Origin of the sequence: Vreelandella nigrificans, assembly GCF_002374315.1 — a bacterium.
GTDB classification, from domain to species: domain Bacteria; phylum Pseudomonadota; class Gammaproteobacteria; order Pseudomonadales; family Halomonadaceae; genus Vreelandella; species Vreelandella nigrificans.
The window spans coordinates 113,239-125,970 of the sequence record NZ_NWUX01000008.1; the positions used below are offsets into that span (position 1 = coordinate 113,239).

Consider the following 12,732-nt stretch of genomic DNA (forward strand, 5'->3'; position numbering starts at 1 on the left):
CCAACAAAACAACCACAACCGAAACCCAAGGAAGAAGACCGTAATGACTAAGACTTTAACAACTGAGCCTGTAACAACTGGGCTCGTAACAAGTAGAACCAGCCACTTTTTAGCCGAAACCGCCCAGGTAGATGCCGCTGCGATTCAGCCGTTGCCTGCTTCTCGTAAAGTGTACATTGAAGGCTCCCGGCCTGATATTCGCGTACCGTTTCGGGAAATAACTCTGTCACCAACCAAAACCACTGGCATTGATGAAGAGAACCCGCCGCTACTGGTGTACGACACCTCCGGCCCCTACACCGACCCTAATGCCAACAACGATTTACGCAAAGGCTTACCCGCCCTGCGCCGTGCCTGGATTGAAGAGCGCGACGATACCGAATTTCTTACTGGCCCAACCAGCGAGTATGGCAATCGCCGCGCCAACGACCCTACCCTTGCCCAATTGCGATTTGACTTAACCCGTACCCCACGCCGTGCAAAACCCGGTAAGAACGTCACCCAGCTGCACTACGCACGCCAGGGCATTATCACTCCTGAAATGGAGTTTATTGCCATTCGCGAAAATCAGCGCCGCCAAGCGCTAGGCACTGCTGAGGTGGAGCGCATTCTTGGCCACCAGCATCCTGGCCAGAACTTTGGTGCCAGCTTACCTGAAGAGATCACCCCGGAATTTGTGCGCCAAGAAGTTGCCCGCGGACGCGCTATTATTCCTAATAACATCAATCACCCAGAATCCGAGCCGATGATTATTGGCCGTAATTTTCTGGTAAAGATTAACGGTAATCTGGGTAACTCGGCGGTCACGTCTTCTATTGAAGAAGAGGTCGACAAAATGACCTGGGGCATCCGCTGGGGTGCGGATACCATTATGGATCTCTCTACCGGACAGAATATCCACGAGACTCGCGAATGGATTATCCGTAACTCTCCAGTTCCGATTGGTACAGTTCCCATCTATCAGGCGTTGGAGAAAGTGAAAGGCGTTGCCGAAGATCTGACCTGGGAAATCTTCCGCGACACGCTAATTGAGCAAGCTGAACAAGGCGTGGATTACTTCACCATTCACGCGGGTGTACTGCTGCGCTATGTACCGCTCACGGCTAAGCGGGTTACCGGTATTGTTAGCCGTGGTGGTTCCATCATGGCCAAGTGGTGTTTGTACCATCACCAGGAGAGCTTCTTATACACCCACTTCGAAGAGATCTGTGAGATCTGCAAGCAGTATGACGTGGCGTTTTCACTAGGTGATGGCCTGCGCCCTGGCTCAGTGGCAGATGCCAACGATGAAGCACAAATGGCTGAGCTGAAAACCCTGGGAGAGCTTACCAAAATTGCCTGGAAGCACGATGTACAGGTGATGATTGAAGGCCCCGGCCATGTGCCCATGCACCTGGTGAAAGAAAACATGGATAAGCAACTGGAGTACTGCGACGAAGCACCCTTCTATACGCTTGGCCCGCTAGTCACCGATATCGCTCCTGGTTATGACCACATTACCTCGGGTATTGGTGCAGCGATGATTGGCTGGTTTGGCTGCGCGATGCTTTGCTATGTCACGCCAAAAGAACACTTGGGGCTTCCCAACAAGGATGATGTTAAAACCGGCATCATTACCTACAAGATTGCTGCCCATGCAGCGGATTTAGCCAAAGGCCACCCGGCAGCACAACGGCGTGATAACGCGCTTTCCAAAGCACGTTTTGAGTTCCGCTGGGAAGACCAGTTTAACTTGGGGTTAGACCCAGATACCGCACGTGAATACCACGACGAAACCCTGCCCAAGGACTCCGCTAAGGTAGCCCACTTCTGCTCCATGTGCGGGCCGAAGTTCTGCTCCATGAAGATCAGTCAGGAAGTACGTGACTATGCGAATGAGCACGGGCTAAACGGTGACCAGGAAGCGGTAATGAAAGGTATGGAAGAGCAAGCGGAGAAGTTCCGCAAGAAAGGTAGCGAGCTATATCAGGAGATTTAAGGTAGTCGCCTACTAAATAGCTTTGTTACTAAAGTAGCTTTGTTGCTAAGTAGCTTTTGTTGCTAAGTAGCTTTTGTTGCTGAGTGTGGCTCTTGGGTCTCCTGGAGATCTCAAGGGCCACTTTCATCTGAGCCTATTACATACCATTCAGTATGCTATAAACCAACCTCCATATTGTTATCTGAACTTTCCCTCGCAATACCCTTCTAAGCCTCTTTGTTCTGGGCGCCAGCACAGGAGCACAGGTGGCCGCTATCGACTCAACGCGGATAGCCGTAATGAGCTCACTCTAAGAGTGTGAAAAAAAGTGTTTTTTTACTCAAGGAGAGGTTAATTTAATTTCACTTGTGTATGATTATTATTTACTGAGCACTCTGCTCGAAACGGCCAATTTTAGGTCAAAACCATTCAAAGAACTGACTCTAGATGAAAACGAAACTTTCCCTAGCGGTTACCCTCGCCCTGTTCAGCGCCGGTATGCTCAGCGGCTGCAGTGACGATAAAGATCCAACAGCAGCAGCGACGCAACAAGAAGCGCCGAAAAATCTCACAGCTCCCATGCTGAAATATATCCCGGCTGACTCCCCTTACTTCATGGCATCGCATGAGGCAATGCCCGAACAGGAGGCATTTGAGCTTTATCAGCGCATGCAGCCCGCGAGTGGCTTTGAGTCTGATCTGGATGAACTGCGTGACATGCTGCACGAGATAGACGATGAAGTACTGCACTCACTCATGTCGTTCTTGGTCGCCGTAGGTGAAGAGTTTATTGGTGTTGAAACATTAAGCGACGTTCATGCATTAGGTCTCAAGATGAGTCCTCAGACCGCCTTCTACGGGTTAGGCATCTTGCCGGTTCTGCGCATGGAACTGCAGGATGAAGATGCCTTCCGCGAGACGCTACAGCGCATTCTGACCAAATCCGACATCAGCCTTGATACAGCGACAACCGACGGCACTGAATACTGGGTACTCTCCCAGGACGGTCCGATTAAGGCAATTATGGCCATTATCGACCAGCAGTTGCTGATATCTGTGGTGCCGCAAGATGCCGACGATGTCCTACTAGCCCACGTGCTGGGTAAAGCTCTGCCCGACAGCAATATCGGCGATACTGGCGCACTGGCAGAGATCGAACAGCGCCATGGCTTTACACCTTACGGTGCCGGGCAGATCTACACTGCGCGCCTACTTAATGAACTGAGTACGCCATCACATGCAGGCACTCAGGCACTGATGACAGCGGTTGATGCAGAGCCGCTGGATCTCTCCGCTTGTCAGGCAGACATCGAGCGTATCACCAGCCGCTTCCCCGGCCTTGTCCTGGGCATGCGTGAGTACAACCTCAACCGCGTAGAGATGAATTTAATCCTGGCAACCGACAAGGATATTGTCAGCGATCTACGTGCCCTGGCAGTTCAGGTTCCAGGCCTTGGTAGCACTGAGGGTATCGCCAGTTTTGGACTGGGCCTAAACCTGCCTGTACTGATGCAGACCATTCAGAAATACGCCCAGGAAGTACGGCAAAACCCCTTCAGCTGTGATGAGCTGCAGAATCTGAACAGTGTCTGGAATGAGATCAACGTGGCGATTAACAACCCCGTCACCGCGATGATTGGTCCGACGCTGTCTGGCTTAAAAGCGCGTATTGACAGCCTAACAATGAAGGGTGGCGAACCCACAGGAACCGGTATTCTGACCTTCGCCTCACAAAACCCTCTGGCACTGCTGTCTACAGCAGGCTCCTTCGCACCGGATCTATTGTCTCTTGGGCTTGAACCAGGCGGAGAAGCCAAAAAAGTCGAGAGCATGATGCTGCCGCCAGACACACCAGAGCTCTACGCCGCTATGTCTGACACTGCCATCGTACTGGGCGCAGGCATCAGCAATCCGGCAACCCTGCAGGCTGAGCTTGAAGCCCCAGCTAAAGAGCGTGACCTGCTACTTCATGGTCACCTGCGTGGTGAGCTTTATCATGCTCTGGCCGATTTAATGGATCAGATGCCAGACAACGATATGACAGAGTTCGATATCGATATGCTGCGGCAATATGGCGATATTTACGAGAACATTGAGTACTGGCTCAGAGTGGATGATGCAGGCGTTGAAATGAGCTTATCGCTAGATCTGGAATGAGGCCAAGCGGCTCTTACAGCCCGAAAAACCCACTGAAGGAACTAACCAGCCGTTAGTGGGTTTTCATTGATCGCCTTACTACTGAATGTGGCCCCTGAGTCTTACGAGACCTCAAGGGCCACTTTCAGTACACCATCACGCTGGTGGGAAAATAGATCATAAGCCTCAACAATGTTCTCCAGAGCGTAACGGTGGGTGACCATCGGCCCAAGATCTACTCGCCCTGCGGCAATAATGCTCATCAGTCTGCGCATACGCTCTTTGCCACCGGGGCAAAGTGAGGTGATGATTTTGTGATCTCCTAAGCCAGCACAGAACGCGCCAAGTGGAATTATCAGGTCTTCGGAGTACACCCCAAGGCTTGAGAGCGTGCCGCCGGGTTTCAAGACTCTCAAGGCAGATTCAAAGGTTTGCTGTAGGCCGAGCGCCTCAATAGCGACATCAACACCTCGCCCACCCGTAAGCTTAAGAATCTCCTCCACCACATCAACCTTACGAAAATCCAGCACCACGTCGGCACCCATCTGTTTGGCTATCGCCAAGCGCTCATCAACGCCGTCAACCGCAATAATCACCCCCGCCCCACGTAGCCTTGCACCCGCCGTGGCACATAGCCCAATCGGGCCTTGGGCGAACACCGCCACCACATCACCAATTTTGATGCCTGCAGCCTCGGCACCGGCAAAACCGGTCGACATAATGTCAGGACACATCAGTACTTGTTCGTCAGTTAAACCATCTGGTACGGGAGATAGGTTTGCCTGAGCGTCTGGCACCAGTAGATACTCAGCCTGGGCACCATCGATGGTGTTGCCAAAGCGCCAGCCGCCCATCGGTTTATAGCCGTGGCTATGGTGGCCACCATCTTGGGCGCTACAACCATCTTGGCAGGCATAGGATGTAAAACTGGGGCAGATCGCACCAGCAATCACCCGCTGGCCTTCTTTATAACCTTTAACATTGGCCCCTAGCTTTTCAATAACACCTACAGGCTCATGGCCAATGGTTAAGCCACGCTCTACTGGATATTCACCTTTCAGGATATGTACATCGGTGCCACAGATGGTCGTGGTGGTAACACGCATCAGCGCATCGTTGGGACCAATCTCGGGAATGGGCTTGTCGTCAATCTCGATGCGGCCAGGCTCAACAAAAATAGCCGCTTTCATCATGGTAGGCATAGGACGATTCCTCAAGGAGGGTAATCATGGTGCTTCACCATTAAGCTTAGGCTACTCAGCGATAGCTGGTGGCAGCTAAAATTGCGCTGTATCACGTTTTAGTACGCTAAATTAAGCTTTTTCTCACTCCAAACATGCAACTCCATCATATTTGCTATTTACTATTGCATATTTATTGCCTAAGAATTCTAACCTGGTAACTAGCTAGTTCGGAAACAGCGCGAATACTGAAATAAATGAAACGCCAAAGACCGCCAGCGAAAAGTATATAAAGATGAAATAACCCGTGATACTTGCTCACTTGATGCCTAGTGCGGCATAACTGAAAAATGACTAGTCCGGCGTTATTTTATCTAAGTCACCTCTCTCGCGTTAGGATAAGAAATGATAGAAATTTCGCCTTTAACTCTCAGCCTTTAGCACAAGGCCATTTAGCAATATGCTCTGATGACTTACTCCCTACTCACCATTAACAAAGATGCCCCATGCCACCATCTATAGAAGTCCATGCTTTTCTCAGCTTTACGCTGGCGATCCTACTGCTGTTCATTGGTAAAGAACTTACCCAACGTTGGTCCTTACTACGCCGTTATAGTATTCCCGAGCCACTGGTCGGGGGTGCATTATGCGCAGCCATCGTCTGCCTGCTGTATTACGTTTTCAATATCAGTATTTTCTTCGAGCTTGGCGCGCGAGACATGCTATTACTGTACTTTTTCGCCGCCATCGGCCTTAACTCCCAGATCAGAAGTCTGCTCAAAGGCGGCCGTCCATTAATGATATTGCTGGTATTAGCCAGTAGTTTCATCGTGCTACAGAATGTTATCGGTATGACCATTGCTGCGGGATTCAGTATGGATGCCCGTGCCGGACTGATGGTTGGCTCAATCTCACTGACCGGTGGTATTGGTACTACCATGGCCTGGACACCTTACTTCGTTGAGGAGCTCGGTATTATCAATGCAGGTGAGCTCGGTCTGGCCGCTAATATGATTGGACTTATAGCAGCCTGTCTGATTGGTGGTCCGATTGCTGGTTACTTAATACGCAAACATAACACACGTCCCTCCGGCGACGCTGAGCTGGAAATCGGCACCCTGCACAAAGACGAACCGTTATTGCGGCTCGATTATCATGGTGTACTGCTTGCCCTCTTCTGGCTGAATCTAGCGCTAATGCTAGGCCAGGGTTTGACCACACTGATCGCGATGAGTGGTCTCATGCTTCCGGACTTCGTAGGCTGCCTGCTGGCTGGCATTATCCTGCGCAGTGCCTGCGACTTAATCACTCACGAAGGAAAAGGGCGGTTGTGGAACTGGCCAAGCATGCAACCCGGCATCGCCCTCATCTCAGACATGAGCCTCGGCATGTTTTTGACGATGGCACTAATGGGATTGCAGCTGTGGGAACTACAAGGTGTTCTGGGTTTCATCACCACCGCCCTGGCCATACAGATAGCGCTAACGATCCTGTTCGTAGCCTTCGTTGTGCACCGCTTCATGGGGAGAGATTATGAGGCTTCTGTGGTATGTGCAGGTTTTGGCGGTATCGCTCTCGGCTCTACTGCGACAGCCATCGCTAATATGACCGCTGTCACACGCCAATACGGCGCTGCACCGAACGCCTTTATCGTCGTGCCGCTGGTATGTGGTTTCTTCATCGACTTAGTTAATGCATTAATCATCGGTATCATGGCAGGCTGAATCATGGTGAGTATTTAGCCGAACGCTAGCTGCGCGGTTAACCTATTACCGCGCAGAAACTCACTAACGAAAGCTAATACCCTGTATGCCAGTGCTGACTCTTGTACCTGCGACTCCCTGAAGGATTTCTTCGATATCAGACAAAGAGCCAATAACAGCCTCCTTACCGGTATTTCTGCTGTAGCTGCAAGCTGCTGCTATTTTTGGCCCCATAGAGCCCGCCTCAAATTTCATGCCATTGAGCACGTCTGGATGAGCACTCGCAATTGCTTTGTGGTTTGGCCCATTCCAGTCGACATAAGCAGCATCAACATCTGTCGCAATGATCAATAAATCTGCCTGTAGCTGCTCAGCTAGCAGGGCTGAGCAGAGATCTTTATCAATGACAGCCTCCACGCCATGCAGCTTATTATGTTCGTCATAAGCGGTAGGAATGCCTCCGCCTCCCGCGCAAATGACGATGGCCCCTTTTTCCAATAACCACTTTATTGGGAGAAGCTCAAAAATTCTATTGGGACGGGGGCTGGCCACTACACGGCGGAATTTATCGCCATCAGGGGCAATACTCCACCCTTTTTCCTTCGCTAGGCGTTCAGCTTCATCTGCTGTGTAGACGGGGCCTATTGGCTTACTGGGGTGCTGAAAAGCTGGGTCATTCAGGTCAACTTCCACCTGTGTTAACAGGGTGGCCAGTGGCACCTCAAACGGCAGCAGATTGCCAAGCTCCTGCTCGATCATATAGCCGATCATGCCCTCAGTTTCCGCACCTAAAACATCCAGTGGATAGACACTAACATCTGTGTAAGCGGCCCCTTGCAGGGCCAGCAATCCAACCTGTGGGCCATTGCCATGGGCGATGACCAGTTCATTATTTGGCGCAATCTTGGCAATTTGTTCACACGCGATTCTGATATTTCCACGCTGAGCCTCTGCTGTCATTGGCTCTCCTCGGCGCAGCAAGGCATTGCCACCCAGTGCAACAACGATGCGCATAGACTTTCCTCCTTGATCCCCATTGGTATGATTAATCACGGATGATCAAACCCCACCCAAGGTGGCAACAAGCAGCGCTTTGATAGTGTGCATGCGGTTTTCCGCCTGCTCAAATGCAATGCAAGCGGGAGATTCAAAGACCTCCTCGGTCACTTCGATGCCATTTGCCAAGTGCGGATACTGGTCGGCAACCTGCTTGCCGATTTTAGTTTCCGTATTATGGAAAGCGGGCAAGCAATGCATGAATTTTACGCGCGGATTACCGGAGAGCTGCATCAATTTACTGTTAACCTGATAAGGCAATAACTGCTCGATACGCTCCCCCCAGGCCTCTACTGGCTCGCCCATTGAGACCCAAACATCCGTGTGAATAAAGTCGACACCTTTAACTGCCGCTACTGGGTCTTCGGTCAAGGTAATAGTGGCGCCACTTTCATCAGCGAAGCGCTGACAGGCGTCAATATGCTCTTGGTGAGGCCACAACGCCTTGGGCGCAGCAATACGTACATCCATGCCAAGCTTGGCACCAATGAGCAGCAACGACTTCCCCATGTTGTTATGTGCATCACCAACATAGGCATAGCTAATCTGATGAAGTGGTTTGTCCGTGCTTTCCCGCATGGTCATCACATCAGCGAGCATCTGAGTCGGGTGATACTCTTCAGTCAGACCGTTGTATACCGGTACCCCGGCATATCTGGCCAGCTCTTCGACAACCTCCTGCTTAAAGCCACGATATTCGATAGCATCATACATACGCCCCAACACCCTAGCGGTATCCTTCATGCTCTCTTTATGGCCGATCTGTGAGGATCCTGGGTCAATGAAGGTAATGTTGGCACCTTGGTCATAGGCGGCCACTTCGAAAGCACAGCGAGTACGGGTCGAGGTTTTCTCGAAGATCAATGCAATATTCTGCCCCTTGAGAAGTTGCTGCTCCGTACCGGAGTACTTGGCGCGTTTGAGGTCGCGGGCAAGGTCGAGCAGATAGCAAAGCTCTCGCTCGCTGTGATGCATTAGGCTTAGCAGGCTACGGTGATGAATGTTAAATGCCATGGTGGGTGCTCTCAGTAATCAATGGGGTCACGAATGATTGGGCAGGTCATACAGTGGCCGCCGCCACGGCCACGACCCAATTCGCTGGCGCTGATGGTAATCACTTCCACGCCTGCCTTACGTAGCAAGGTATTCGTGTAGGTGTTGCGGTCGTAGCCAATGACAACACCGGGCTCCAGTGCCACGACATTGTTGCCGTCATCCCATTGCTCACGCTCTGATTCAAAGCTGTTGCCACCTGTTTCAACAACACGTAAAGCGGGCAATCCAAGAGACTCTGCCACCACATCAAGGAAGCTACTTTCTTCTCGGCGTACATCAATACTGCCTGGGCGGCTCTCATCGGGCCTCAGACTGAACGCGACGATGTTGCGCACGACGTCAGGAAAAATCGTCACCAGATCATAGTCACAGAAGCTGAAAACGGTATCCAAATGCATGGCCGAGCGAGATTTAGGCAGACCTGCAACAATGATTCGCTTGGCCGCGCCAGCAGAGAATAACGCCTGCGCTACTTGACCAATGGCCTGACGGGAGCTGCGCTCGCCCATTCCAATAAGCACCACCCCGTTGCCTATCGGCATCACGTCTCCACCCTCCAGAGTCGCTAAGCCATGGTCGACATCAGGATCACCGTACCAAACCTTAAAATCGGCCTTTTCAAACTCAGGATGGAATTTATAGATCGCCGTGGTAAGCAGCGTTTCCTGACGCCGAGCTGGCCAATGCATAGGGTTCAGTGTTACACCGCCGTAGATCCAGCATGTGGTATCCCGAGTGAACTGAGTGTTCGGCAAAGGCGGCAGAATAAAGCTTGAATGGCCCAGGTAATCGCGGAACATCTTAAGTATTTCACCACCCTCGGAGCCCGCCATATCACTGCCTGATACCCCACCGATAAGAAATTCAGCTAGCCGACGCGGCTCCATCTCATCAAGCCAGGCACGCACCTCATCCTGTAGCCCTAGACCCACCTGATTAGCGGTAATCTTACGATCCAGGAGCCAACTGCGAGCTTCGGGAAGCTTCAGCGTATCCGTCAATAGGTTGTGCATCTCCAGCACTTCCACGCCCCGCTCACGCATTTTTGTCACAAAATCAAAATGATCACGCTTGGCTTGGCTAACCCACAGTACATCGTCGAACAGCAAATCATCACAATTACTCGGCGTCAGACGCTGATGAGCCAACCCAGGTGAGCAGACCATTACTTTATGCAGTTTGCCTGCTTCGGAATGGACACCTAGCATTCGGGTATTGGTAGACATCACGTTTCTCCTTTGCATGCCGGTAGGCATGTATCGTTAAGCTTGTGGCCCAGTAATTTGTGGCCTAGTCATTTTCGACTTAGCAGCTTGTGGCCACGGCCAACATTGAGAGCCTTTCAGCCCAGCAGAGCTGCCAGACTCAAACACACCAGAATGATCACTGTCAGAATCAACAGCAGCGGCCACATGAATCGCAGCCAACGCTCATAGGGCACACGTCCTATTGCAAGCGCCCCCATTACCACGGCAAAGGTTGGATTGATCAGATTCACTAATCCATTCGCCGACTGATAAGCGGTCACTACCAAATCTCGTCCTACCCCAGCGAAGTCCGCCATAGGTGCTAAAACAGGCATACTCATTACCGCTAGGCCTGATGAGGAGGGAACAAAAAACGACATCATCACTTGCAACCAATACATCACATTGATGAAGGCAACACTGGAGAGGCCGCTCACACGCTCTTCAGACCAGTGCAAAAGCGTATCGGTGACTAAGCCAGCATCCATGATGACCACAATCCCCCTGGCCAGGCCGATGATAAGCGCGACCCCCAGCAGCTCTTTGGCACCACCGACAAACGATTCGACAAAACGTACTTCACCCAGGCGGGACACGACGCCAACTACCAAGCTGGATGCCAGGAAGAGTGCCGTCATTTCGCCCATCCACCAATCTTGCGCCAGTACACCCCACACCATAATGAGGAAGGTGCAAGCGAATAGAATGAGCACTAGCTTACGGGTACGCGTAAACGGCAATGTTTCCGCGTCGCGCTGGCTTAGAAAGTACTCACGATCCGCTTCATACTGATCACTAACAATTGAGGCTTTGGGATTACGGCGAACACTCGCCGCATAACGCATCACATACAGAACAGTGGCCACGAAGCACAGCGTCAGTATCACTAGCCTTAGAACAAGGCCATCGGTGAAGGGGATGCCTGCAGCATCGGATGCGATAACCGTAGCGAATGCATTGACTGTCGAGCCCAACACACCTACTCCCGCCCCCAGCAGAATAATGGCAACGGCCGTTACTGAGTCATAGCCAGCAGCGATGATGATAGGAATTAGCAGCATGTAGAAAGCCAGTGTCTCCTCGGCCATCCCATAGGTGCTGCCCCCCAGGGCGAACAGCCCCATTAGCAACGGAATGATCCATTTTTCATGCCCCGCCATGCGGGTCATCGCTCTCCCAATTCCCGCATCAATCGCACCGGTTGCCGTCACAACCCCAATAAAGCCACCAATGATGAGCACGAAAAGCGCCACATCGATTGCATTAGCCGTATTGCTCTCAGGGTCGTAGAGCCCTGCTATTGGGGCCATTAACACATCCCAGACATTTTGTGGGTTAGGTTCCACCTGCTGATAGCTACCTACAACGGTAACTTCACGCCCCAGCGATTCATCAAATTCCCGCTCATACTGGCCCGCTGGTACGAACCAAGTCAGCATTGCAGCCAAGATTGTCAGGCTAAATAAAATGCTAAAAGCCGTTGGAAAACGAAAGCTTTTCTCTTTCTTATTACCATTCGTTTGTATGTTATCCACTGCCCTCTCCCCCATAAGTTCTCGCCCCAACAAGTTCTCGTTCCCTGCATTTTTACGGGCCAAAAAAGCCATTATCACGATACAAACTAATAGGCATTAGCTTTTAACTCCCTCAACTATAGGCCAGGATCAAAGTAAAAAAGTTGATAAACATCAACAAACAAAAATATAAAAATTAAAAATTATTTTTTTAAATTTTTAATTATCAAATAGGGTGTTAAAAACATAAGGAAGTGAAGAAGTTATCTTGAGAGATATCCTGCCAGCCATAGTTAAGAGAAAAATGCCTGAGATACGCTGCTATGGTTTGGCGCCCTCATCATGATGACCTTAACCCACTACGCCACAGGCACCTCACCGGTGATTTTCGGTTCGGGCTACCTGACACTAGGAGAGTGGTGGAAAGCGGGCGGCATTATGAGCATAGTGAACTTACTCATTTGGGTGGTGGTTAGAGGTTTATGGTGGAAGCTACTAGGCCATTATTGAGCGCGTGAAATACAGCATCTGCTTGCCTCATCATCGTACCAGAAGGAAATTCCTCAACGCTTATCAGCGTATAGTATTTATTGGCCATTCATTGCACTGGCTTAAATAAGGGCTGAGAAACTGCAACCGGAGCCAATGGCTCCGGTTGTAACGATAATTAGCTGACGGATTACCAGTTACTTTTTAAGCTTTTCCTTGGCTTCACCTTTAGCTTTCTGAAGTTCACCTTTCACCTGCTGGGCTTTACCTTTCGCTTCTGTTTTGGTACTCCCCGTTGCCTTGCCTGCAGCCTCTTTTACTTTGCCTGCGGCCTTATTGACTGTGCCTTTTACTTTATCAGTTTTACTATCTGTCATGACGAACACCTCTAAT

10 protein-coding genes are annotated in these 12,732 nt (G+C 50.9%); 4 read left to right on the plus strand and 6 right to left on the minus strand.

What is annotated here, in order from left to right:
- Nucleotides 1–43 precede the first annotated feature (43 nt).
- Nucleotides 44–1,978, plus strand: coding sequence for a phosphomethylpyrimidine synthase ThiC (gene thiC, locus CPA45_RS11265; RefSeq protein ID WP_096651638.1), 1,935 nt, complete (start codon nt 44–46; stop codon nt 1,976–1,978).
- Between the two features lie 426 nt (nt 1,979–2,404).
- A complete protein-coding gene (locus CPA45_RS11270; RefSeq protein WP_096651639.1) occupies nt 2,405–4,114 on the plus strand; it encodes a hypothetical protein in 1,710 nt (569 codons plus the stop codon).
- 101 nt (nt 4,115–4,215) lie between these two features.
- Here the strand turns inward: CPA45_RS11270 and CPA45_RS11275 are convergent, their stop codons facing one another.
- Nucleotides 4,216–5,295: an NAD(P)-dependent alcohol dehydrogenase gene (locus tag CPA45_RS11275; protein ID WP_096651640.1), complete on the minus strand. Its 1,080-nt coding sequence runs from the start codon at nt 5,293–5,295 to the stop codon at nt 4,216–4,218.
- A gap of 485 nt (nt 5,296–5,780) precedes the next feature.
- Between CPA45_RS11275 and gltS the strand changes: the two genes are divergently transcribed.
- Entirely contained in the window at nt 5,781–6,998 is a 1,218-nt protein-coding gene (gene gltS / locus CPA45_RS11280) for a sodium/glutamate symporter (protein WP_244287587.1), read from the plus strand.
- Nucleotides 6,999–7,061: 63 nt separating this feature from the next.
- On the opposite strand, the gene arcC is transcribed toward gltS, so the two are convergent.
- From arcC to CPA45_RS11300, 4 genes are all read right to left on the minus strand, one after another.
- Complete coding sequence (arcC, locus tag CPA45_RS11285; RefSeq protein ID WP_096651641.1) at nt 7,062–7,991, minus strand: carbamate kinase; 930 nt, start codon at nt 7,989–7,991, stop codon at nt 7,062–7,064.
- Nucleotides 7,992–8,036: 45 nt separating this feature from the next.
- Nucleotides 8,037–9,047, minus strand: a complete 1,011-nt coding sequence (locus tag CPA45_RS11290) for an ornithine carbamoyltransferase (protein ID WP_096651642.1) — start codon at nt 9,045–9,047, stop codon at nt 8,037–8,039.
- A gap of 11 nt (nt 9,048–9,058) precedes the next feature.
- Nucleotides 9,059–10,315, minus strand: a complete 1,257-nt coding sequence (arcA, locus tag CPA45_RS11295; protein ID WP_096651643.1) for an arginine deiminase — start codon at nt 10,313–10,315, stop codon at nt 9,059–9,061.
- A gap of 116 nt (nt 10,316–10,431) precedes the next feature.
- The gene (locus tag CPA45_RS11300; protein ID WP_244287588.1) at nt 10,432–11,871 is read right to left on the minus strand and encodes a YfcC family protein; all 1,440 of its coding nucleotides are present in this window, start codon (nt 11,869–11,871) and stop codon (nt 10,432–10,434) included.
- Nucleotides 11,872–12,192: 321 nt separating this feature from the next.
- Here CPA45_RS11300 and CPA45_RS11305 point away from each other — a divergent pair, with 321 nt between their 5' ends.
- On the plus strand, nt 12,193–12,360 hold the full coding sequence (locus CPA45_RS11305; RefSeq protein ID WP_244287589.1) for an anion permease: 168 nt from the start codon (nt 12,193–12,195) through the stop codon (nt 12,358–12,360).
- Between the two features lie 176 nt (nt 12,361–12,536).
- On the opposite strand, the gene CPA45_RS11310 is transcribed toward CPA45_RS11305, so the two are convergent.
- Nucleotides 12,537–12,716, minus strand: a complete 180-nt coding sequence (locus tag CPA45_RS11310) for a CsbD family protein (protein WP_096651644.1) — start codon at nt 12,714–12,716, stop codon at nt 12,537–12,539.
- Nucleotides 12,717–12,732 lie beyond the last annotated feature (16 nt).